The 25,465-nt window shown below is 38.9% G+C and carries 20 protein-coding genes and 1 pseudogene; 1 reads left to right on the top strand and 20 read right to left on the bottom strand.

Annotation, left to right across the window (positions count from 1 at the left end; genetic code table 11):
* Positions 1-42 precede the first annotated feature (42 nt).
* Positions 43-489 carry a nucleoside deaminase gene (locus PVV68_RS01960; RefSeq protein ID WP_273720115.1) on the top strand — a complete coding sequence of 149 codons (447 nt, stop codon included), beginning with the start codon at positions 43-45 and terminating at the stop codon, positions 487-489.
* Positions 490-618: 129 nt separating this feature from the next.
* Here PVV68_RS01960 and PVV68_RS01955 read toward each other — a convergent pair whose 3' ends face one another.
* The 20 genes and pseudogenes from PVV68_RS01955 to PVV68_RS01860 all read right to left on the bottom strand — a co-directional run bounded on the left by PVV68_RS01955 (position 619) and on the right by PVV68_RS01860 (position 25,423).
* Entirely contained in the window at positions 619-1,116 is a 498-nt protein-coding gene (locus PVV68_RS01955; RefSeq protein ID WP_273720114.1) for a hypothetical protein, read from the bottom strand.
* A 198-nt stretch (positions 1,117-1,314) separates the two neighbouring features.
* Positions 1,315-4,230, bottom strand: a complete 2,916-nt coding sequence (gene ileS, locus PVV68_RS01950; RefSeq protein ID WP_273782599.1) for an isoleucine--tRNA ligase — start codon at positions 4,228-4,230, stop codon at positions 1,315-1,317.
* A gap of 252 nt (positions 4,231-4,482) precedes the next feature.
* Positions 4,483-6,384, bottom strand: a complete 1,902-nt coding sequence (locus PVV68_RS01945; RefSeq protein ID WP_273782598.1) for an outer membrane protein — start codon at positions 6,382-6,384, stop codon at positions 4,483-4,485.
* Between the two features lie 167 nt (positions 6,385-6,551).
* Positions 6,552-7,388, bottom strand: a complete 837-nt coding sequence (locus PVV68_RS01940) for a porin (protein ID WP_273720108.1) — start codon at positions 7,386-7,388, stop codon at positions 6,552-6,554.
* 353 nt (positions 7,389-7,741) lie between these two features.
* Positions 7,742-8,656, bottom strand: coding sequence for an outer membrane protein (locus tag PVV68_RS01935; protein ID WP_273720105.1), 915 nt, complete (start codon positions 8,654-8,656; stop codon positions 7,742-7,744).
* Positions 8,657-8,995: 339 nt separating this feature from the next.
* Positions 8,996-9,826, bottom strand: coding sequence for an outer membrane protein (locus PVV68_RS01930; protein ID WP_273720104.1), 831 nt, complete (start codon positions 9,824-9,826; stop codon positions 8,996-8,998).
* A gap of 372 nt (positions 9,827-10,198) precedes the next feature.
* Positions 10,199-11,032, bottom strand: a complete 834-nt coding sequence (locus PVV68_RS01925) for an outer membrane protein (protein ID WP_273720103.1) — start codon at positions 11,030-11,032, stop codon at positions 10,199-10,201.
* 396 nt (positions 11,033-11,428) lie between these two features.
* The gene (locus PVV68_RS01920; RefSeq protein WP_273720102.1) at positions 11,429-11,740 is read right to left on the bottom strand and encodes a hypothetical protein; all 312 of its coding nucleotides are present in this window, start codon (positions 11,738-11,740) and stop codon (positions 11,429-11,431) included.
* A gap of 816 nt (positions 11,741-12,556) precedes the next feature.
* A complete protein-coding gene (locus tag PVV68_RS01915) occupies positions 12,557-13,177 on the bottom strand; it encodes a ribonuclease D (RefSeq protein ID WP_273720100.1) in 621 nt (206 codons plus the stop codon).
* Positions 13,170-14,564, bottom strand: a complete 1,395-nt coding sequence (locus tag PVV68_RS01910; protein WP_273782597.1) for a dipeptidase — start codon at positions 14,562-14,564, stop codon at positions 13,170-13,172. Before PVV68_RS01910 ends, PVV68_RS01915 begins: the two co-directional genes overlap by 8 nt.
* 225 nt (positions 14,565-14,789) lie before the next feature.
* Positions 14,790-14,942: pseudogene (locus PVV68_RS01905) on the bottom strand (ribonuclease D); the annotation flags it as partial.
* Positions 14,935-16,329: a dipeptidase gene (locus tag PVV68_RS01900; RefSeq protein WP_273782595.1), complete on the bottom strand. Its 1,395-nt coding sequence runs from the start codon at positions 16,327-16,329 to the stop codon at positions 14,935-14,937. The pseudogene PVV68_RS01905 and the gene PVV68_RS01900, both read right to left, overlap by 8 nt.
* 72 nt (positions 16,330-16,401) lie before the next feature.
* The gene (gene mutM / locus PVV68_RS01895; protein ID WP_273720096.1) at positions 16,402-17,277 is read right to left on the bottom strand and encodes a bifunctional DNA-formamidopyrimidine glycosylase/DNA-(apurinic or apyrimidinic site) lyase; all 876 of its coding nucleotides are present in this window, start codon (positions 17,275-17,277) and stop codon (positions 16,402-16,404) included.
* Between the two features lie 52 nt (positions 17,278-17,329).
* Positions 17,330-18,577: an aminopeptidase gene (locus tag PVV68_RS01890; RefSeq protein WP_273720094.1), complete on the bottom strand. Its 1,248-nt coding sequence runs from the start codon at positions 18,575-18,577 to the stop codon at positions 17,330-17,332.
* Between the two features lie 28 nt (positions 18,578-18,605).
* Positions 18,606-19,451 (bottom strand): cell wall hydrolase, encoded by an 846-nt coding sequence (locus PVV68_RS01885; protein WP_273720093.1) that lies wholly within the window; start codon positions 19,449-19,451, stop codon positions 18,606-18,608.
* 535 nt (positions 19,452-19,986) lie between these two features.
* Positions 19,987-20,709, bottom strand: coding sequence for a phosphate signaling complex protein PhoU (phoU, locus tag PVV68_RS01880; RefSeq protein WP_273720092.1), 723 nt, complete (start codon positions 20,707-20,709; stop codon positions 19,987-19,989).
* Between the two features lie 21 nt (positions 20,710-20,730).
* Complete coding sequence (gene pstB, locus PVV68_RS01875) at positions 20,731-21,489, bottom strand: phosphate ABC transporter ATP-binding protein PstB (RefSeq protein WP_273720091.1); 759 nt, start codon at positions 21,487-21,489, stop codon at positions 20,731-20,733.
* A 74-nt stretch (positions 21,490-21,563) separates the two neighbouring features.
* Positions 21,564-22,856 (bottom strand): phosphate ABC transporter permease PstA, encoded by a 1,293-nt coding sequence (gene pstA / locus PVV68_RS01870; RefSeq protein WP_273720089.1) that lies wholly within the window; start codon positions 22,854-22,856, stop codon positions 21,564-21,566.
* Entirely contained in the window at positions 22,853-24,313 is a 1,461-nt protein-coding gene (gene pstC / locus PVV68_RS01865) for a phosphate ABC transporter permease subunit PstC (RefSeq protein WP_273720087.1), read from the bottom strand. The genes pstA and pstC overlap by 4 nt, the downstream gene beginning before the upstream one ends.
* Before the next feature lie 63 nt (positions 24,314-24,376).
* Positions 24,377-25,423, bottom strand: coding sequence for a PstS family phosphate ABC transporter substrate-binding protein (locus PVV68_RS01860; RefSeq protein WP_273720085.1), 1,047 nt, complete (start codon positions 25,421-25,423; stop codon positions 24,377-24,379).
* Between the last annotated feature and the right edge of the window lie 42 nt (positions 25,424-25,465).

Genomic DNA, 25,465 nt, shown 5'->3' with positions numbered 1-25,465 from the left:
GGAGAATCTTGTTACTTCTACACTTTTAGCAGAAAGAACTCTATGACTTTAACTCCTATGGAAATAGCCCTCTTAGAAGCACAATGGGCAAAAAAAAAAGAAGAAGTCCCAGTAGGTGCCGTTATTACACGCGGCAAAACAATCATTGCACGTGCTGGTAATTACACCAAAGCCGCATATGATCCTACAGGACACGCAGAAATGCGTGTCATTCGTATGGCTTGCGAAACATTCCAAAGCGAAAGGCTGCCTGATTGCGATCTGTATGTAACCCTTGAACCTTGTGCAATGTGTGCTGCAGCCATTTCATTTGCACGCATACGACGCCTTTACTATGCAACAAACGACGCCAAAGGAGGCGCTATTGAACATGGTCCACGCTTTTATCAACAGCCAACCTGTCATCATAAACCAGAAATCTATTCTGGTTTTAAAGAAAAAGAAGCATCCCAATTGCTTAAAGATTTTTTTGCACAAAAACGGTGTTAAAAAATTCCTCTCCGGACTTCTAACACCTATCTCTTCACAATATTAGAACTCTAAAAAAATAACAGCTCTTCTTTTTATCTAAATTCATTTTCAGAGCATTTTTCTCACACCCTTGTAACCCTTCGACTGTTATCTAACAACAGGTGCAATCTTTGCCGGTTGACGATAACTCAAAGGTGGCTCAGTGAGATAGCGACGATGCTTCGCACTTCCCAGGCGTGCTCTTTGACGGCGTAAATATTCTTGCCGTTGCTTCGCTCTCAACTGTGAAATATTGTCTGAATCAGCAGCATTGGTATACTCATTAACTGATAATTGTTTTTTTGGAAGAACAGAAACTTTTCTACTACCAGAATATTGCTTCGATGCTGCTGTATCTTGCTGCGGCACTGGCAAAACTAAGCGCGAACCAGACTTCGGCATCACAAGTTTTGGATGAGGTTTCATGACAAGCTGACTATTATCATTTGTCGGTGTTAGTGAGGCAATGTTAGCAACATCTTCAAAAAACTGTAATGAAACTGGTTTATCTGTCCCATAAGTAGGAGCGGATAGACCACATCCTGTTAACACAAAGCATATACTCAAAATGCTTGCCGGCAATATTTTGACTTCACGTTTTTTCATTGCTTATCTCATTTTCCTAAGTATATGGCTAATTGATCTTCCCGCATTTATTGGAGATCTGTTCCACATACAAACTTACCCCCCACGGAAAAACAACGAAATCTCCTTTTATCATAAAAGATTATACGCATCAATGACAGAGTTTAAACTGTAATAATACTCTTTATAAACCCTCATTTCACCCTCCTCATTAAAGTTTTAAATCTTTCCAAGCATCTGTAATTCCCGCAAAGCAGCAGCATCGCGAGCAGATACATCAGGATAAGCTGGATCACTCCCAATATCTTGTGTATAACGCCATGACCTGGCACATTTTTTTCCCTGCGCCTTCTCCGGATACACAGCAACGCCTTCTACATCACTTAGAGTAAAGGCATCAGCAGGTAGTGTATCCCGCTTAATTGTTAAGGCACTGGTGATACAAATTTCCGCCATATCTAAATTTTCTAATGCCTCCAGCAAAGTGGGATTAGAAATAAAAACAATGGGGGCGGCTTCTAAAGATGAGCCAATACGCTTATCTGCCCGCTCAAGCTCTAAAGCGCCGGTCACAACTTTACGGACTTGCTTAATTTTTTTCCAACGTTCAGCTAAAGATTCGTTTTGCCATTCCTCTCGTGCAGGGCGAAACTGTTCTAAATGTACCGATTGGCTTTGTGGATAACGCTCTAACCAAGCTTCTTCCATGGTGAATGGCAACATTGGAGCAAGCCATATTACCATTCTCTCAAAAGTCTCACGAACAACCTGCAAAGAAGCTTTCCGTTTTTTCGATGAAGGTGCATCACAATAAAGGGAATCTTTGCGTATATCAAAATAAAATGCCGATAACTCAATGATTGAAAAATCCAACAAGGCACGCATAATCTTTTTAAAATCAAACGCATCATAGGCTTGATTAATCAATTTATCGAGTTCAAAAAGCCGATGTAATATAAGTTTTTCAAGGTCTGGTAGTGCACAATAAGGTATTTCTTCTCCTTCATCATGTGCTAAAGTTCCAAGCATCCAACGAATTGCATTGCGCAGTTTACGATAAGAATCCACATTTGTTTGAAGAATTTTCTTACCTAAACGTTGATCTTCCCAATAATCTGTCGTCATGACCCAGAGACGAAAAATATCAGCTCCAGATGTTTTTATGATCTCTTGGGGAACTACTGTATTGCCTAAGGATTTAGACATTTTCTTGCCATTTTCATCCAAAGTAAAACCGTGTGTAACGACCGTCTTATAAGGAGAACGCGTGCGCGTACCACAACTTTCTAAAAGAGAAGATTGAAACCACCCACGATGTTGATCAGATCCTTCAAAATAAACATCGGCAGGCCATTTTAAATCAGCTCGATCTTCTAATACAAAACTATGGCTTGCTCCAGAATCAAACCAAACATCAAGAATATCATAAACCTGAAGCCAAGGTTCATGCGCACGATCCCCTAAAAAACGCTCACGTGCTCCTTCAGCAAACCATGCATCTGCTCCTTCTGCTGCAAAAGCCTGTAAAATACGCTCATTTACATGCTGATCTTTTAAAACAACACCATCCTCATTGGCAAAGATACAAATTGGAACTCCCCAAGATCGCTGTCGAGAAAGAACCCAATCAGGACGATCTGCTATCATAGAAGATAAACGGTTTTGACCAGAAGAAGGAACAAAACGCGTCTTCGAAACAGCTTCTAAAGCACGACTGCGTAAAGTTGAACCGTCTCCCAAATCTTTATCCATTGAAATAAACCATTGTGGTGTATTACGAAAAATGACCGGCTTTTTTGAACGCCAACTATGAGGATAGGAATGTTTTAGACGACCACGTGCAAATAATTTATCGGCTTCTATGAGAGCGTTAACAACCTCTTTGTTAGCATCACCCATTTTGCCATTATCATCAATAATGCGCGCTGGTCCCCCTTCACGATCTGGACCAAAACCAGGAACATCCTTGGTATAAAAACCAGCATCATCAACAGGAAACGGTATAGATGAATCAATACCCATCTGCTCTAAGAAAGGCTTATAAGCATTCCAAATTTCAAAGTCCTCACGCCCATGACTTGGTGCTGTATGAACAAAACCAGTACCAGCACTCTCTGTTACGTGCGAACCATCAAGCAGCGCAATTTTATAATGATAACTTCCTGCAAAACCTTTCAGTGGATGAGAAAGAATAAGCCTCTTAAGCTCGTCCGCAGAAACAATACGTAACCGCTTTAAAACAAGTTTTGCTTTTTCTGCACACCCCATAGCCAACGCATCAGCAAAGAGAAGTCTTTCTCCCACTTGAGGACCAAAATCATTTTCTGCGCTTTCAACTTCATACATACCATAAGTAATCTGCGAAGAATAACTTACTGCACGATTCCCCGGAATTGTCCACGGTGTCGTTGTCCAAATCACAACATGCGCACCATATAAATCACGAGAATCTGTTTCAAAAATAGGAAACTTAACCCATATAACCTCTGATTCATGATCGTGATATTCAACCTCTGCCTCTGCTAAAGCCGTACGCTCTACAACAGACCACATCACAGGTTTTGAACCACGGTAAATCTGATCTGACAGAGCAAATTTCATCAATTCAGCAGCAATGCGTGCTTCTGCATGAAAAGCCATTGTGGTATAGGGCGTCTTAAAATCTCCTATAACACCAAGGCGTTTAAATTCTTCACTTTGAACAGTTATCCAATGTTGTGCAAATTCGCGACATTCTTGTCGAAATTCATTAAGGGGTACATCATCTTTATTTTTGCCCCCTGCACGGTATTTTTCTTCAATCTTCCATTCAATCGGAAGCCCATGACAATCCCAACCAGGAACATAATTTGCGTTAAAACCGCGCATTTGAAATGAACGCACAATCACATCCTTTAAAACTTTATTTAAAGCATGACCAATATGAATATGGCCATTTGCATAAGGTGGACCATCATGAAGAATATAAAGTGGACGATCTTTTGCTTGTTGGCGTAATTGTGCATAAAGGCCCATATCTTCCCAGCGAACCATCAATTCAAGCTCTTTTTGCGGCAAGCCTGCGCGCATAGGAAAATTTGTTTGTGGCAGATAAAGCGTTTTTGAATAATCTATTGTTTCATTTTTCACAGTCATTGTGAAATATCCTTGTCCACTTTTACGAATTTATTTGTGCATAACTTCCCTGAACCCTGCAACTCTGGTTTTTGATCTATAGGGAAAGCCGAGCTTATCATTCGTATTAAGCAGCGATCAAGAAGATATATCATCACACGCTATGGCCTTTATCACGAAACTATCAAGAAAAGAAAGCCAAAAATGATCTTCTCAAAAAATAAAAGCCCCACGCTTGGTGGGACCTCTCAAAAATTTATTCTTGAAAACAAATTAAAACTTATAAGCTACGCCAACACGGAAATCATTGGTGGTGTATTTAATTTCAAATTTTTCCTTTGCAAATTTCTTTTTACCAAAATCGGAGTAACGATATTCCGCGCGCAAAATAACATTGTCGAGCATTGCAAAGTCAACTCCACCACCAATAGTATAACCAACCATTGTCTTTGTTTCATCGGTTAAGTTCTTAGAAGCAACTACTGTTCCATCATCTCTCTTAAATGATACTGATACAGTGTCTTGAAGCTGGGTATAAGCAACCCCCCCAGCAACATAAGGCATAAAGCGATCAGCAGCAAAACCGATACGCACCCGTGTGGCACCTGCCCAATTTTGCTTCAAAGTATGGCTTAAAGTTCCAACAGCACCATTGTCCTCAAGACCAAGTTCAGAAACTATCTCTTTTATTTGCTCTATACCATACATATTAGAAGCATTCTGCTCCTCCTGTGCACCTTGCACACTACGTCCAGCTGTACTCTGTACACCATGGGGATTAGGAGAGTGTGGATTATTACCCCCAGCATGTTGACGAGCACTTGAACCATGCGGATTAGTACCGGTACCATGCCCCTGAGCATGATTTCCCCCACCATTAGCAGCATTTACTTCTGATCTAGACGACCCTGATCTCGCCAGTAGCAGTGGTTTTTTCGGTACGGTTGTTTCCCGTAAATTTGACACTGCTGCTGTTTCTGGCGCTGCTAATGGCTTTGGCGCTGCTGTTTCTGGCGCTGCTGGTGGCTTTGGCGCTGCTGTTTCTGGCGCTGCTGGTGGCTTTGGCGCTGCTGGTGCTTCTGTTGATTTTGGTGTTGCTGATAGCGCTTCTACTACTCTTGCTGAGCCCTCCTCTGTAGAGGCGCTTCTTAGTACACTCACTCCTGTTGATCTGCTCGATCCTGTTAAGCTCGCCCCTGATCTGCCCACTCCTGTTGAGCCCAATCCTGATGCGCTTGCTCCTACTGATGTTCCCAATGTGTTCACTCTTGTTGTACGAATTGCTGCAGAAGTTGATGATCCCGATGAGCCAGCCCCTCCTGATGATCTCGCTCCTGTTGCAGAGGGGGGTGCAGAAATTGATGATCTCAATGGGCCTGCTCCTCCTGATGAGCTCACTCCTGTTGCAGGGGCTGTTGCAGAAGTTGATGATCCCAATGAGTTTGTTGCTCCGGATGATCTCGATCCTGTTGAGTTCGCCTCTGATCTGCCCAATTCTAATGTGCCCGATCCCCTTGCTGAGCTCGCTTTTGTTGAGTTCACTCCTGATAATGTTACCGCTGTTCCTGGTGCGGACACTAATACTACTCCACTTCCCTGCAAGCTCTTTGATTCTGGTTGTCCTGGTATTGCTGGTTGTAATGTTCCGTTTTGCTCTACTCTTTGTACTTTGGCTGACTCCTGTTTGGGCATCCCCTCTGAGAATGCTGGCACTAAAGAATCAGTTTTTGTTGCTGAAGATACTGATTCTGTTGATTTGCGAGCTCTTGATAACAAATTGTCTACTGCACTGTTTCCAGGTGCACCTATGGTAATGGTCTTTGTGTGTTTTTGTCCAGACCAAATAAAATCCGTATCAATACTTAAAATAAAGTTATCGCCAAGATCAATATTAGAACCTGCGTACAAACCGCCTTCAAAACCTGACAGTTTAGGAGATAAATCTTTACTCAGTGGTACAGTTTTGTGCTTACCAACAATACTCATATCAGTTTTACTTGAAAAACCACCACCTTCTCCTCCAAAGTAAAATCCTTCCCACGTAAAAGTAGGCGCCACAAAAGATGATGAAGTAACTGGTGTAGGTTGATGAGGAATCACCACATCAGCTGCCTGTACTGTTGAAGCTGAAATCAAAGCGAAAATAGATGTCGTTATTAAACGTTTCGTATTCATAAAATGTCTCCAAATATCCAAAACGGAGTGTATATAGTGCATCTATTGTAAAATATCTGTAGCAAAAATATCACATTCACAAAAAAATAAAAAAAATAGAGGTCCCGTCAAAGACAGAACCTCTTCATAATTTATTTTTAATTTAGTTAGCTTTGTTTTTAGAGCAATTAGAATTTATACGCTACACCAACACGAAGGTCATTGGTTTTATAGCTACATTCGTTTCCATCCTTATCGAATTTCTTTTTACCATAATCTGAATAACGATATTCTGCACGGAATAGAACATTATCTGTCATCGCAAAATCAATGCCACCACCAAGGGTATAACCAACAAACATTTTTGTTTTATCAAATGTATTAGCAGAGATCGTCTTACCTAGCTTATTATTCTCCGATTTTTTTATTCCTGAAACCCAATCAATTCCTTGCATCTGTGCATAGGTAATACCACCAGAAATATACGGCATAATGCGATCAACAACTGCAAAACCAATCCGCACTCGCGTAGCACCAGACCATTTTTCTTTTAAAGTGGCTCCGTACGCTCTCGTGTCACCCGCTACAAATTTCTCTGCCTCCCCCAACTCAATACCGGCTTCTTTAAGATCCTGATTAAGTTCTATAGCGCCATCAGCATTAAGAGTCTCTGAAGAAGAGCTTTTCGTATCTCCTCGATCAGCCCAAATAGCATCTGTCTCGATACCTAAGACGAGACCATGACCAAGATCTATATTAGAACCTACATAAATTCCTCCCATGAAACCTGAAGGCTTAGGTGCCCCATCTTTAGTAAAAATTCTCTCTTTTGTATCTGGATTCGTTACCTTAAATTTACTTGAAAAACCACCAATCTGACCCCCAATATAGAAACCTGTCCAAGAAAAGGTAGGGGCAGTGATAACAGGGGTAGCTTCGTGAGGGATGACAACATCAGCAGCCTGTACCGCAGAAGCTGAAATCAACGCAACGACAGAAGTCGTTATTAAAGATTTTATATTCATAAATTTTGCTCCATAATTTATTTATGTTGTAATGCTATACGCCTATGAAAAAAAATCTGTAGTAAAAATGACACAATTATAAAAATAAAAATTATTTAAAAGAGAGCCTTTGAATAATTCTGTTTTGTACAATAGCTTACAAATTAAATTTATAGATAACACGTTGATATTATGGGCTAATTTATGTTTGTTATTTACAAACTTCTTTTATTAAAACCAATGTGTCATGATATTCTGTATGCAAAATAATATAAGTCATGTGATAATATAGTAACAGAAAAAAAACAGAAACCCCGTCTTTGACGGAGCTTCTTAGCAATTTATTTTATACGAACAATTTCGTTTTTACAAAATTAGAATTTGTAAGCCACACCAACACGAAAATCATTGGTTTTATAGCTAAATTCCTGTGTATTATTTGCAAATTTCTTTTTACCAAAATCTGAATAACGGTATTCCGCACGCAACAGCACGTTATCAGTCATAGCGAAATCAATACCTCCACCAATGGTGAAACCAACCATTGTCTTTGTTTCATCAAACAAAGTACCAGTAGGTAAAGCTACTGAAACGTGTTTTCCTGCCTCTATTGTCCCATCACCTTTATCTTTAGCTCTTTGTCCTGTTCCTGAAACCGACTGAACACCTTGCACTTGTGCATAAGCAATACCACCAGCAACATAAGGCATGACACGATCAGCAGCAGCAAAACCGATACGAACACGTGTAGCACCAGACCATTTTTCTTTGTAAGCATAGCTTTCTACTACGTTATCGTTTCCTCTAAAAGCTCCTGCTGTAGCACCTTCTTTAAAAGGTTTTTCACCTTTATGATCCTCTCCGGTCTTATCTGCATTTGGATCTAGTTTAAGAGCTGTATTCAATTCTGTAGCGCGAGCAGAACTTATATCGACACCAGCAGCTTTTTTTGTTTCTTCACGACCAGCCCACACAGCATCGGTTTCAACACCTAAAATCAGACCACTTCCAAGATCTATATTGGAACCTGCATAAATACCCCCCATGAAACCTGAAGGCTTTGGTGTCTCATCTTTAGTAAAAATTCTTGTATCTGTTCCTGGAACAGTTATCTTCGTTGTACTTGAAAAATTGCCAACTTGGCCCCCAATATAGAAGCCTGTCCAAGAAAAGGTAGGGGCAGTGATAACAGGGGTAGATTCGTGAGGGATGACAACATCAGCAGCCTGTACCGCAGAAGCTGAAATCAACGCAACGACAGAAGTCGTTATTAAAGATTTTATATTCATAAATTTGCTCCATACTTATTTATGTCGCAATACTATACGCCTATGCAAAAAAAATCTGTAGTAAAAATAACACAATGACAAAAATAAAAATTGTTTAAAATAGAGCCTTTGAATAATTCTGTTTTGTACAATAGCTTACAAATTAAATTTATACATAACCTATTGATACTATAGTTATAATTTATGTTTGTTATTTATAAAATACTTTTACTACAATTAATGCACAATACTACAATAATATTAGTTATGTGATAATATAGTAACAGAAAAATAGAAACTCCGTCAAAGACGGAGCTTCTTAGTAATTTATTTTATCCGAATAATTTCGTTTTTACAAAATTAGAACTTGTATGCGACACCAACACGGAAATCATTGGTTCTGTATTGAAGTTCAGCTGTGTCTTTAAAGTACTTCTTTTTACCGTAGTCTGAGTAACGGTATTCTGCACGCAACAGAACATTATCTGTCATTGCAAAGTCAACACCAGCACCAAGGGTGTAACCAACAAGAGTCTTTGTTTCATCATGTACGGTACCAGAAGCAATAACCTTATTAGCATCATTACCAGCATTAGCATCTTTTTTCACTTCAATTGCGGAAATGCCTTGCATCTGCGTATAAGCAACACCACCAGCGATATAAGGCATAATACGATCAGTAGCAAAACCAATGCGAACGCGTGTAGCACCAGACCACTTTTCTTTCATAGTAATACTTTCGGTGTATTCATCCATACCTGCAACTGTTAGACCATCTTTCAGTGGGATCTTAGCTTCTGTAAGGATTTTATTAATTTCCTGAAGACTTTTAGCAGTTCCTCCTCCAACAACCATTTTACCGGAATCAATTGTGTCTTTTTTACCAACAAAAGTAACATCTGTATCCAAGCCGAAGATCACACCATTGCCGAGATCAACATTGTAACCTGTGTATAGGCCACCGAGCATACCGGAAAGCTTAAGATTGTTTTTTGAAAAATGACCGGAATCTTTGTCAGATTTCATTGAACGCCCACCTATCTGAGCCCCAAGATAAAAACCTGTCCAAGAAAAAGTTGGGGCACTGATAACAGGTGCAGTTTCGTGAGGGATGATAACATCAGCAGCCTGTACCGCAGAAGCTGAAATTAACGCGACGACAGAGGTCGTTACTAAAGATTTTATATTCATAAATTTTGCTCCATATTTATTTATGTCGCAATGCTATACGCCTCTGAAAAAAAAATCTGTAGTAAAAATAACACAGCTATACAAAATAGAGGTCCCGTTAAAAAACGAGACCTCTTCATAACTTGATTTTACGTGAAAATGGCATGTTACATATCACTATAACCCATTGATACTATAAGTAAATCATCATCTGTTGTTGATGAATTTCCGTTTACTATGCTCTGCATGTATCAACATTCCACATATACAAATAATATGTGGAATGTGACAATATAAACACAGTAAAATTACCAAATCATAACTAAAAACAGAATTTCTCTATGAGACTATGGTATTAACCTATGTCTTTTAGTGACTTCGCTTACCGATAGGTTAAAATTTGTAAGCGACACCAACACGGAAATCATTGGTTTTGTAAGAAGTTTCATACTCATCGTTTGAGAATTTCTTTTTACCAAAATCTGAATAACGATATTCCGCACGGACGATAACATTATTGGTCATTGCAAAATCAACACCAGCGCCAAGAGTATAACCAACCATCGTCTTTGTTTCATCAGAGAAGTTACCAGAACCTATTACTTTTCCTGAACCCTTTTTGGTTATTGATATCGACGCGATATCTTGCAGCTGTGTATAGGCAATCCCACCAGCAACATAAGGCATAATACGTTCAGCAGCAAAACCAATCCGTACTCGCGTAGCACCAGCCCACTTTTCTTTAAAAGTGAAACTATGAGATCGCTTATCACCAGCCTCAATTTTATTCTCACCAATATTAATACCAGCATCTTTCACTATCTTATTAACATAAGCCACGTGATTTGGAACAATATCGTATGCTTGTATGGTCTTCGTATCATTTTTATCAGTCCAAATGATATCTGTATCCACACCTAAAATAAGGCCATTGCCGAGATCGACATTCGAACCTGCATAAAGACCACCCATAAACCCAGAGAGTTTAGGCAAATAGTCGTCATGTACAGGAATAGTTTTTCCATTAGTAAGGATGTCCATCTTCGTTTTACTTGAAAAGCCGCCAATCTGACCACCAATATAAAAACCTGTCCAAGAAAAAGATGGATTTACAATAACTGGTGCAACAGGTGTAGGACTGGGGGGCATAACAACATCTGCTGCATGCGCCGCTGAAACTGAAACAAAGGCGAAAGCAGAGGCTGTTATTAACCATTTCATATTCATAATTTCTCTCCATAGCTGAATATTTGAACACCTTGTCTCATATAGAGCCCCAACTCTGGATATCTGTAGTAAAAATGATACACTCATAAAAAAAACAAAATTCTCTTCCCCTTAGTCATTTGATATGGAATGTAAGCTCTGGCAACGTCAGAATATTTCTCTTACCAAATTCAGTGCTCTTCTTTATTTTATACTATGTAAACACACATTTGGTATAATCCTTTTAAAGGTATAAATACTCTCCTTCGCTTTATCGCATGACTCTCTGCAGCGATTTGTGCTTTTAGAAATCGGCATGACAACTGCACGGACAACAATCACTGCTTTCAGTCCCCTTTGTCTAGCCCCTCTCTAGACTTCGCCAACACATCTCTTATCTTAACGTTATTGCTGCACTTATTTATAACTCATAGGACCATTAAATAGACGTGGACGCGGTCTTGGGTGTTTGGGCCAACGTCCTCTTCTTTTACCAGAAGATGATACAGCTACCAATTCAACAACTGCTTCCCGTTGGTTATCATTAAAATGAGAAAATTTTGTTTGCGAAAGTTTAGATAACATACCGTTCGGTTGTTTCTGCAAAAAAAGATTTTCAGGAGAAACAGTGGAAGATATTCCCTGTCCTAGTTGCGAAGTTAACAAACTCGCTCCCTGTGCTATAGAGATTGAAAAAAAAGTGGCCAAAGCTGTAATAAAATATTTCATGTTCATAGATCCTTTTCATATAAATAATATCCATAATGGATTTTACATAGTGCCTTCATTGCAAATTTCCATAGAAAAATGAGGTTTTGAATACTGTGATTTTAAAATAAATAGAAATTGGTAAACTATGCTGACATAAAAATCACTTACTTTTTAATAAATAAAAACATAATGCACTCTTAGGTATAAAATCAACGACACAACTGTTTACGCTTTCACTTCTCTAGCAGAGATTTGCCTTATCCTCTATCGCTCAAGGTAATCAATATATAATAGCACGATGGCAAAATCATTCTATTTGCTGGCTTAAAACATTATCTCAGCTCTTGGAACTTGAAAGAACTCATAAGAAGCATGTTCACTTCTTTCTCCAATAGTTTTAAAACTATACTGATGAAGCATAAGCGAATAATTTTCATCATTTTTACCGTAAATAAGTATGAAATGAGAAAAGCTTACGTTATTCAAAGCTCTCATTTAATAAGAAAAAAGATAAATTGTCTTTATAAATCGATATCTTGAAGTAACAATGATATGGCAATTCTTCCGTAAACCTATCACTCTTATCTGATAGTTTCTTAAAAAACTGTCTGTTTTTTGCAAATAAAAGCGGTGAGAAATATAAAAAAGCACATCTTTATAAATATTTATTTTGCGATCTTTAAATTGAATAACACACACACTAAACTAAGAGTTCTGTCATTAAATACTCTCATCAAAATAGAAAAAAGAACAAAATACCCATACACCATGGGTATTTTGTTCTGCTGTATTAAATCATTTTTCTTACCTTGGTTTTAAAAGGTAATTTTAAAGTCAGCTATGCGCGAAAATATCAACCTCCGCCCATCCCAAAAGATCAAGTTTTGCTCTCATAGGCAAAAATTCAAAACACGCCTTTGCAACATGTTCTCGTTCTTCACGCTTTAAGCGTTCTTCAAATATATCTTTTAAACGATGCAAATATAAAACATCTGAGGCTGCATATTCAATTTGCGCACGTGATAAAGTCTCAGCAGCCCAATCCGAAGATTGCTGTTGTTTAGAAATATTTACATTCAGCAATTCACCACAAATTTCCTTTAATCCATGACGATCTGTATAAGTACGCGTGAGTTTTGAAGCAATTTTTGTACAAAAAACGACATCTGGCATTACGCCAAATGTATGTGCTAAAATAGAAAGATCAAAACGACCGAAATGAAATATTTTTGTAATTGCCTTATCTTCAAGCAACTTAACCAAATTAGGCGCGCTCTTTTGCCCCTTAGCAATCTGTATCACATCAGCAGTACCATCCCCCGAAGAAAGCTGAACGACACATAAACGATCACGATATGGTTGTAGTCCTAAAGTCTCAGTATCAATAGCAACGGCATTAATCTGATAATTGTCTAAGTTTGGTAAATCACCTTGATGAACACGAATCTCAGCCATTTACCCTCCTATTTGCTAAAGTTGCAAGAATACGCGCCCAAGACCGCTGCCCTTTATGAAACGATTTGAGATTATATTTTTCATTAGGTGAATGAATACAGTCATCTGCCAGTGCAAAACCAACCAAAACAGTCTCCATATCAAGAATTGATTGAAAGTCTGCTACAATTGGAATCGAACCACCCATAGCTGCTAATACAGTAGGAAATTCCCACTCTTGTGATAACGCATCCTTTGCTGCCTGGATAAAAGACGAATCATCGGAAAGCTGAAGAGCCGGAGAAGAACCATGATCCTTAAATTCAACTGTACAGTCAGCAGGAATTGAACTGCGTACATAATCACGTAAAGCTTGGCGTATTTTCTCTGGATCTTGCTTATGGACTAAACGACATGATACTTTTGCGCTCGCTTGAGAAGCAATAACCGTTTTCATCCCTTCTCCCTCATAGCCTCCACTAATACCATTAATTTCTGCTGTAGGACGCGCCCACATAAGTTCTAAAATACTCCGCCCTTTTTCACCAGAAGGAATAGAAAGGCCTACAGGACCAAGAAAATTTTCAGCCGTGCAATTTAGTGCATTCCATGCTTGCAAAAGATGTGGAGATGTTTCTTCTACCCCATCATAAAAACGAGGAAGTGTCACCCTATTATTTTCATCATGAAGTCCTGCTAAAATTTTAGCTAAGATACGAATGGGATTGGCTGCTACTCCCCCAAAATAACCAGAATGCAAATCACGATTAGCTGCTGTGATAATAATTTCTTCCGCCATAATTCCCCGAAGAGAAAGGGCAATAGATGGTGTATTGACATCCCACATAGATGTGTCGCAAACCAATGCGCAATCAGCCTTAAGCTCATCCTTATTTGCTTTCAAAAATGGAACAAGAGAAGGGGAGGCTGTTTCTTCTTCTCCTTCACATAAAATAGTAACTTTAACAGGAAGCTGTCCCGTTTCTTTCTTAAACGCACGACATGCTTCAATAAACGTCATGAGCTGTCCTTTGTCATCCGAAGCTCCACGAGCACAAATGACTTTCTCTCCATCTCTCTCTTTTAAAGAAGGTGTAAATGGATCATCTTCCCATAAATTCAGTGGGTCAACAGGTTGAACATCATAATGTCCATAAAATAATACATGCAAGCAATCATCTGAAGGTCCTGGATGGTGTCCAACAACTATTGGATGACCTGGTGTATCACGCCGTGAAGCCTCAAACCCTATACTTTTTAAATCCTCTACTAACCAATCAGCTGCTTGACGACATTCATCCTTATAAGCCGAATCTGTTGAAATCGATTGAAAACGTAAAAAAGAAAAAAGGCGTTCAAGGCTTTTGTCTATATTTTCATCAAGATGTGTTAATACTTTATTCAACATAAAAAAGCCTCCCAATCCTTATATAATTAAGACATGACTTTAAGCCTCTTGCAGGATTTTGCAAGGGATCTTATTCATTTTTAGCACTATGAACAATAAAAAGAAGATCTCACCCTCTGCAATCTCAAAAAATCAAGTCCAGCCCTTATAGACAGAAATTGAAAGCATGCCTTCGCAATATATTCTCGTTCTTCACACAGTAAGCGTTTTTCAAATATATCTTTTATCAGCAGTACCATCCCCCGAAGAAAAGTGAATAACACATAAACGATTATGATATGGTTGTAGTCCTAAAGTCTCAGTATCAATGGCAACGGCATTAATCTGATAATTGTCTAAGTTTGGTAAATCACCTTGATGAACGCGAATCTCAGCCATTTACCCTCCTATTTGCTAAAGAGACAAGAATACGTGCCCAAGACCGCTGCCCTTTATGAAACGATTTGAGATTATATTTTTCATTAGGCGAATGCATACGGTCCTCAGTCAGTGCAAAACCAACCAAAACAGTCTCCATATCAAGAATTGATTGAAAGTCTGCTACAACTGGAATCGAACCACCCATAGCTGCTAATACAGCAGGTAATCCCCACTCTTGTGATAACGCACCCTTTGCTACTTCGATAAAAGGAGAATCATAGGAGAGTTGAATTGCCGAAGAAGAACCATGATTCTTAAATTCAACTGTACAGTCAGCAGGAATTGAGCTGCGTACATAATCACGTAAAGCTTGGCGTATTTTCTCTGGATCTTGCTTATGGACTAAACGACATGATACTTTTGCGCTCGCTTGAGAAGCAATAACCGTTTTCATCCCTTCTCCCTCATAGCCTCCACTAATACCATTAATTTCTGCTGTAGGACGCGCCCACATAAGCTCTAAAATGCTTCGCCCTTTTTCACCAGAAGGAATAGAAAGTCCTATAGGACCAAGAACATTCTCAGCCGTGCAATTTAGTGCATCCCATGCTTGCAAAAGATGTGGAGGTGTTTCTTCTACCCCATCATAAAAACCAGGGAGTGACACCCTATTATTTTCATCATGAAGTCCTGCTAAAATTTTAGCTAAAATACGAATGGGATTAGCAGCTACTCCCCCAAAAGCACCAGAATGCAAATCACGATTAGCTGCCGTGATAATAATCTCTTCTGACATCATTCCGCGAAGAGCAATACAAACAGATGGTGTATCTGCATCCCACATCGCCGTGTCACAAACCAATGCGCAATCAGCCTTAAGCTCATCCTTATTTGCTTTCAAAAATGGAATAAGAGAAGGAGAAGAACTTTCTTCTTCTCCTTCACATAAAATAGTAACTTTAACAGGAAGCTGTCCCGTTTCTTTCTTAAACGCACGACATGCTTCAATAAACGTCATGAGCTGTCCTTTGTCATCTGAAGCTCCACGAGCACAAATGACTTTTTCTCCATCTCTCTCTTTTAAAGAAGGTGTAAATGGATCATCTTCCCATAAATTCAGTGGGTCAACAGGTTGAACATCATAATGTCCGTAAAATAATACATGCAAGCAATCATCTGAAGGTCCTGGATGGTGCCCAACAACTATTGGATGACCTGGTGTATCACGCCGTGAAGCCTCAAACCCTATACTTTTTAAATCCTCTACTAACCAATCAGCTGCTTGACGACATTCATCCTTATAAGCCGAATCTGTTGAAATCGATTGAAAACGTAAAAAAGAAAAAAGGCGTTCAAGGCTTTTGTCTATATTTTCATCAAGATGTGTTAATACTTTATTCAACATAAAAAGCCTCCCAACTCATATAATTAGAGGTACGACTTTAATCCTCTTATAGAATTTTGCAAAGGATCTTATTCATTTTTGGCACTGTGAACAATAAAAACTTGAACGCCCCAACTGTAAAATACGCATAATAGGTGCTCCACATTGCAAACACTCCTTACCTTCTCGTCCATAAACTGAAAAAGCATGTTGAAAATAACCAAGGGAGCCATCTACATGCGTATAATCACGTAAAGAAGATCCACCAGACAAAATGGCTTCAGAAATGACATTCCGTATATTCTGCGCTAAAGAATCTGCATATTCACGTGCACGTATCGTTTTCAACGCTAATGTATATGCGCCGCGTTGTGGAGACAAGCGACTACGCCAAAGTGCTTCGCAAACATAAATGTTCCCAAGACCCGCAATAATAGACTGATCAAGCAAAACTCCCTTAAGGGATATTTTTTTATTAACGAAAACCTTTTGTAGATAACGACCAGAAAACGCATTACTTATAGGCTCGATCCCTAACTTTTTTAAAAGGGGATGTTCGTAAAGCTTACTTGTATCTACTAAAAGCATAAACCCAAAACGACGCACATCATTATAAGTAAGATGATAAATTTTGCCATCCTTTGCCTGAATATCCATAACAAAGTGATCATGCTTAACAAATTTCTTTATCGTAGAAGATGCTTCTTTTAAAAGATCATCTTCTATGCGCCATGATCCTGACATTCCTAAATGGCTTAAAATCGTTTCATTTTTTGAAAGATAAAACAATAAATATTTTGCACGCCGGCCAAGCTCTATAATTGTCTGACCAACAAGCCGCTCAGAAAACGCCTCAGGGAAAGGAAAACGTAAATCTCTCCGATAAAGCGTGACAGATAGTATCTTTGCGCCAGTCACAACTGGCTCAAGTCCACGACGAACAGTTTCTACTTCAGGGAGTTCAGGCATTTATTTTTTAATATTATATATTTTCCAGCAATGCTATTGAAAAAATAAAATTTTAAGCCCATTCACCCTTACGAAATACAGGAACTCTTATACCATCTTGTGTAATACCATCAATGTCAATTTCACCAGATCCAATCATCCAGTCAATATGAATGACACTTTTATTACCACCACGTGCCGCAATTTCCTCTGCCGTCAATGATGCTCCATCCAAAAAACACTTCGAATAACACTGCCCTAAAGCAATATGACATGCAGCATTTTCATCAAATAACGTATTATAAAAAAGCAGATCGCTTTTGGAAATTGGGGAAGAATGTGGAACAAGAGCAACTTCGCCCAATCGACTTGCCCCCTCATCACTTTGTAAAACCCGTTGCAAAACTTCCTGCCCTGTTGACGCACGTGCATCAACAATACGCCCTGCTTCAAACCGTACTTCAATATTATCAATCAGTGCTCCTTGATAAGAAAGAGGCTTCGTTGAACGAACAAAACCTTCAACCCTATGAGCATGAGGAGTGGTGAATACTTCTTCTGTTGGAATATTAGGATTGCAGACAACACCATTTTTAGCAACGGATGCACCACCTTGCCATTCATGATCATCCGCCAAACCAAGCATTAAATCAGTCCCTGGTCCCGTAAAGTGCAAGGCAGAAAAACGCTGTCCATTAAGCCAAGATGAACGTTCCTTTAAAGTTGCATTATGGACAGCCCATGCCTCTATTGGGTCTTCTTCTGTAATGCGTGAAGCAGAAAAAATTGCATCAGCTAATTTTTTAATCGCTTCATGGAGTGGCAGAGAGGGAAACATCACCTCAGCCCACCCAGTTGTTGGATAAGAAACAATGGACCAATTCATAGCAAAATTTGATATTTGGTTAAGAGCCGGCTGGTACGCTATTGATGTGGCTTTATTTAAACGTGCAACCTTATCAAAATCTTGATTGGAAAGCAGCAAAGGATTATCACCAACAATCGCTAAACGCGCTGCTCCATTTTCAAAAGCCTTCGCCATTCCCTCATACAGCCAAGAAGGTGCACAATCAAAACTAGCCGTATGGGCATTTTCAAAACGTGTCAGCGATAACATATCGTCACTAAAAAGTGGTGTAATCACACCAGCACCAACCTTATAAGCATGATATGCGATACGCCGAACAAGAGGTAATGCTGAAACTGGAGCAGTTAAAATAAGATCTTGTCCCTCTTGTAAATTTAGCCCAACTTTTACCGTAACTTCTGCAAGACGATTAAGCATTTCAGGTGAGATTGTCTCATGAATATCAAAGTACATTACCAATACCCTTCTTAGTTGTAAAAAATTACCGGATTCTGTACTGTTTTTCTAACATTGCAACGATTGCATTTAACTGATCCGATGAAGGCATAGTATAAGCCGCTATTGTTTTGCTTTCATCTTCCTTCTCTATACGATGAGGCGCTGATGTGGGAATGGGAACTTTATCAACTTGTACGACAAAAAAAGATGTAGGATGCACCTCTTTTGCTTGCGCTACTTCTACTAAAGGAGATGTATTTTGTTTTTTCTCTGTTTTTATTCCTTTATTTGCTAAACTTGCATCCATGGAACTCGGTGTATTTCTTGAGCGTTCTTGAGAAAAAGCATAAGCAACATCATAGGGACGATCATTCGTAGGAACTTGAAGAGATCCATCACGTGAACGCTTTTCATAAAAAGCATTTCCCCCTGCAACACGAACATAGTACATGTTTTTATAAGGAAAAGATAAACCTGCGGTATGAAAAAATTTAGCATTTTTAAGTTTCTTATCCCGTTCGCCGCGCAAAACAGCATCTGCTGCCTCTCTAACACGGTTCACAGATGAAGGCTCCAGCATAGGACGTGTTAAAACGCCAGGAGCAAACTGCTTGTACTGACCAACAACACCACAAATCGTTTTTGGATAAGCGCTTGAATTAACACGATTCATGACAACAGTGCCAACAGCAATCATTCCTTCTCGGCTGGTACGGTTTGATTCAAAATACATTGCACGCATCAAACATTGGCGCTCAGTCAATGGATACATTACTGTCTTCTTATCATCATTTACATTTCCAACACTAAAATGATTTGAAGCACACCCAACAATAACAAACGGCGCTAAAAAACAACTAAAAAAAACAGTCAAAAAATTCTTTTTCATCTTATACAACAGATCCCCAACTCTTTGAAGTATTTAAAATCTGAATGTGTTCTAAATGTACCTTCAAAGAAAGTATACGGTTAATTGTTACAACTTAGTAAAATTTTAATACAAGGAGTAACTAAAAGGCATTTATGCTCAATAAAAAATAAAAAAACTTAATTTACAGATAAATACTGCTGTTCTTCATAAAATGAATATAACCACACAGTATCAATTCTTACACTTTAAAATCGCAATAAAATAATGCACAATCGGAAACTCTCCAACAATTCTCCATAAAAGAAAGATTGGAATATTAAAACTATCTATATTAACATCGAAAAGACAACACGAATACCCCCTCCAGCTAAATTAAGGACAATGATACTACCCAATACCCAAATCTGTCAAATTAAGAATTTAAAATCCGTGATATTAGCTTGAAAAACTTTTTAGCGGCTTCTTTGTCGTTACCCATAATATTCTCTAGCATATTCCGCTTACAACTGTATTGTAAAAAGGCGATCAATACTTCGTATCTTCAAGAAAAATGTTAATCTATCTTTTGCTCACCTACCCCAACTTTATAGGTAAGATCATCGCGAGGGCGTTCAGAAGACATATGATGACCTGTTATAATATAATGTAGCATCTCTGCAATATTGGTAACATGGTCACCAATTCTTTCAATATTTTTTAAACAAAAAAGTAAGTGCGTACAAACCGTAATATTACGCATATCTTCCATCATATACGACAGAAGCTCCCGAAAAAGAGAAGTATACAGAGCATCAATTTTACCATCACGCTCACGTACGGCATCAACACGTTCCAATAAACGGCTCCTATAAGCACTCAACACTTCTTTTAACTGATTGAGTGCTAACGCTGTAATCGTTTCAAGCCCATGGTAAAAAGCTGCAGGTTGACGCGTTTCTGAAAGCGCAACCGTTCGCTTAGCAACATTTTTGGCCATATCCCCAATCCGCTCAAGATCAGAAGAAATACGAATGGCACCAATAATTTCACGCAGATCAACAGCCATAGGTTGGCGTTTGCAAATAATGGTAATCGCTTTCTCATCAATATCACGTTCTGCTTCATCCAAAAATAAATCATCAGCAATAACTGCCGTCGCAAGTTGAAGATCACGACACACAATCGATGCAACAGAACGTTCGATCATGTTTTCTGCATGATTCCCCATTTCTGTAATCCTTGCTTTCAAATATTTGAGTTCTGCATCATAAGAACGGACAGTATGGTTCATAGACATATCTTATTCTCCTCAATTCACCTATCCAAAACGCCCCGTGATATAATCTTGCGTACGTTGTTCTTTTGGTGAAGTGAAGATCATTTCAGTTGCACCAACTTCTACCAAATGCCCTAAATGAAACATCGCTGTATATTGAGAAACACGTGCTGCCTGCTGCATCGAATGTGTCACAATAACAATTGTATAATTTTGTCGTAATGCATCGATGAGCTCTTCAATACGTGCTGTCGCAATTGGATCAAGAGCCGAACAGGGCTCATCCATCAAAATAACTTCAGGACTAACAGCAATGGCACGTGCAATACACAAACGCTGTTGCTGTCCTCCTGATAAACTTGTTCCAAGTTCATGAAGGCGATCTTTTACTTCTTCAAATAAACCCGCCTGCCTTAAACTCTTTTCAACCACATCATGCAATTCGCCACGCGATTTGACTAAACCGTGAATGCGTGGACCATAGGCAACATTCTCAAATATCGATTTGGGAAAAGGGCTAGGTTTTTGAAAAACCATCCCTACACGGGCGCGCAATTCTACAACATCAATCCGTGAGTCATAAATATTTTCTCCATCTAAGGTAATAAGACCCGTTATTTTAGCGCTTTCAATCGTGTCATTCATACGATTAAAACAACGCAAAAAAGTTGACTTTCCGCAACCTGAAGGCCCTATCAAAGCTGTAACTTGATGTTCAGGAATATCAAGCGTAATACCATGAAGCGCCTCTTTTCCTCCATAAAAAACCTTTACATCTTGACCACGCATCTTAATTTTCATTACAAAATTTACCTTAGTTTAAAATATAAATCCTATCTCTGTTACTGCTTTATCGAAATCAGCTTTTATCTAAATTACTGGCGCCGTTCAAATCGTCGACGTAAAAAAAACGCCGAAATGTTCATGACCGCAAGAAAAGTCATTAATACGATAATAGCACCAGAAGTCTTTTCAACAAAAGCACGCTCTGCTTCACCTGCCCACATGAAAATCTGCACAGGCAAAGCTGTTGCCGGATCCATAGGGGTGGTAGGAATATTGACCACAAAAGCAACCATACCAATCAAAAGTAATGGAGCTGTCTCACCTAAAGCCTGAGCTACACCAATAATCGTACCAGTCAAAATACCAGGAGCAGCTAAGGGAACAACATGATGAAAAACCACTTGTGTTTTTGATGCTCCTAACCCTAAAGCGGCAGCGCGAATAGAAAGAGGAACAGCACGCAAAGCAGAACGTGTTGCAATAATAATTGTAGGAAGCGTCATAAGAGCTAAAACAAGCCCACCAACCAAAGAGGCTGAACGCGGTAGCCCCAAAAAGTTAACAAACACCGCAAGTCCTAACAGACCAAAAACAATTGAAGGAACCGCAGCAAGATTATTGATATTCACTTCAATAAAATCTGTAAACTTATTTTTGCGTGCATATTCTTCCAAATAAACAGCAGTTGCTATCCCTATGGGAAGTGAAATCGCTAAAACTATCGCTATCATGTAAAAAGAGCCGATAATCGCAACGCCTAAGCCCGCAGTTTCAGGACGACTTGAAGCACCAAAGGTAAAAAAACCAAAATTAAATGTTTTATAAAGTGTGCCATCATGCGCTAAGCGTTTCATCCATTGTACTTGGCGATTAGAAACCTTGCGATTTTTTTCTGCGACATGTAAATTAATTTGCCCTTTATAAGCAGAGTCAATATCCGCTGCCACTAAGACTTTGATTTTTTGTATTGTACCAATGAGCTTTGGATTCTTGGTCACCATTTCACGCAGTTGAACACGCACACCACTTGAAAACATCCGGTTAACATCCCGCAATGATGCTCGATCATTTTGATCTATACCAAGCTTTTTTACCAAAGCATTGCGTACAAGAAGAGGATAATTGGCAGTTATAAGAACCTGCGGATTTTTTGCACGCAAACCACTTGGATCAATAATCTTCTCATCCAAATAAATTGATAATGTCATTTCACTGTGAAAAAAAGCTGTATAACCCTGACTGATGATAGACCATAAAAGGGCAAATAAAAAAAAGAGACCAATAAAAATAGCAATCATACCATACGCGCGGAAACGACGTTCAGCCCAATATCGACGTTTGAGTCCAATATTGCGACGAGGAAAAAGAAAATCTTCATTCATTCATATTGTTCCCGATATTTACGTACGATATAAAGAGCAAGAATATTCATCAAAAGAGTCATAACAAAGAGTGTCATCCCTAAAGCAAAAGCAACAAGAGTTTGGGGGGAATTAAACTCAAAATCACCTGTCAATTGATTTACAATTTTTACCGTCATTGTAGTCATTGCTTGGAATGGATTCAGTGTTAAATTCGCTGCAACACCTGCCGCCAAAACCACAATCATCGTTTCTCCAATGGCACGGGATGCTGTCAATAAAATTGCTCCCATTATTCCTGGAAGCGCTGCTGGTATCACGACTTTTTTAATCGTTTCCGATTGCGTTGCTCCTAAACCATAAGAGCCTTCCCGCAAAATACGTGGAACAGCTGTAATAACATCATCTGATAAGGAAGAAACAAAAGGTATCAACATTATTCCCATCACAACTCCAGCGGTCAAAACACTTTGAGCCATAATAAAACCAGAACCATCAGAGAGAGAAATAGAAAGATCACGTAAAAATGGACCAACAACCTTCAAAGCAAAAAAACCATAAACAATGGTGGGAATACCAGCAAGAACTTCTAGCAATGGTTTCACTATTGAACGTAAGCGAGACGAAGCATATTCGGCCATATAGAGGGCTGAAAATAATCCTATTGGCACAGCAAAAAGCATTGCTACAAATGCTATATAAAGCGTGCCAGCAAGCAATGGTATTAAACCAAATTGCCCCACACCATCCCCTGAACCACTCGCTGAAAAACGCGGATCCCAAACGGTTCCAAAAAAGAAATTTGAAAAGGATACAGACTGAAAAAAGCTTATCGTTTGAAAGAACATAGAAAGTGCAATGGCTACTGTCGTCAAAACCGCAACAATAGATGCACAAACCAATCCCATAACAATCAAACATTCAACCTTATTGCGCGCACGCCGATGGGGAGCAACTTGCATAAGTCCGCAAATAAAACCAAAGAATGCAACGACAAAAAGAAAAATATGACCAATAAACTGGAGCTTTCTAGAAGAAGATATCCATGACTGTGCTATCCTTAACACATCATCTGATGCTTCATAAGGTAAAATCAATCCTTTCACTAATAATTGTGCACGCACTTCTTCATATGAAGTATTAGCAAGATCTCCCTCAAAGTGGTGAAGCATTTTGACCAAATTTCGAAGCGTTCCCCAAAGTAGGTCGTGATTTATAAGCCCTGTTATATGCGCACTATATGTCCCAATCTCTCGAGAGGCACTATACTCTAAATAAATTGCACTCCCACTCTCCCAAAAAAGTAAAAAAACAAGCGGTGGAATAACCGTCATTAAAAACGTCCACCAACCGTAATAATACACACGAGAATGCATCTTGCATTGCGTATATTCCAAAGTGCGTGCCCGCATATAAGAAATACAAAATCCAAAAAAACCAAGAAGCAATAACAGAAAAATAATAACGGAAATGTGCATATTGTCTTTCAATTTTTGTAAAAAAGCAGCACAGACAACGTCTACACTAGCAAATCCAAAAAATTATTCCAATGTCATCACTCTACCAGCAGAAAAAGCAGAACGCTGCGCTTGACGCTCCTTTTCAGAAGCCACAATCAAACCATATTCAGCTAAAGGACTATCTGGACCAATCATTTGATCAGAAAGAAAAAAATCAATATATTCCCGTAATCCTGGAATAATACCTAAATGCGCTTTCTTAACATAGAAAAAAAGGGGACGAGAAACGGGATATTGACCACTAGAAATTGTTTCAACGGTTGGCGCAACACCATTAATATCTGCGACTTTTAGCTTATCAGCATTATTTTGATAAAAAGATAAACCAAAAACGCCAACTCCTGATTTATTAGAAGTGAGACGCGCGAATGTTTCAGAATAATCGCCATCAATATCAATAGCTTTACCATCCTTACGCACAGCAACACACGCAGCATGTATTGCCTTCTCATCCATCCCCAAAGACTTCATCACATCCACTGCTCCACTCTCTTTACAACCCGCTTTTAATAGTTTTTCTTCAAAAACTTCACGCGTTCCATGCTTCTCTCCAGGGATATAAGCTGCTATTGCCCAATCAGGAAGAGCACCATTGATTTCGCTCCATTTTAAAACGTTATTGGGTTGCAATTTTCCGTCTTTCATAATTCGAGCAGCAAGTGCCCTATAAACATCTACTGGTTGTAATTTCCAATCAGGACCATTGATATCTGTTGCAAAAACAATGCCATCATATCCAATGCGTATCTCTTCAACATCTTTTACGCCAGCATCAAAACAAGACTTTAATTCACTAGACTTCATTGCTCGAGAAGCATTCACAATATCAATAGCATTCTCCCCAATGCCACGACAAAATTCCTTAATACCAGCTCCTGTTCCACCCGATTCGATAACAGGAACTTTAAAATGAGGATACATTTCTCCAAATGCCTCAGCAACGATCTTTTGATAAGGTAAAACTGTCGATGAACCTGTCATCTGAATTTGATCACGTGCGTTGCTAACATTCACTGATAACAATATCGCGAAAATCAGTCCCACCCCAACTGATAATAATTTGCTCATCTATAAACTCCTTAATGTGAATCAAATTCTTTTTTTTGCAGT

It is taken from the genome of Bartonella sp. ML69XJBT (assembly GCF_028618515.1).
Classification (GTDB): Bacteria; Pseudomonadota; Alphaproteobacteria; order Rhizobiales; family Rhizobiaceae; genus Bartonella.
Note: the sequence above shows the minus strand (reverse complement) of the source record. Positions and strands in the feature narration are given on the sequence as shown.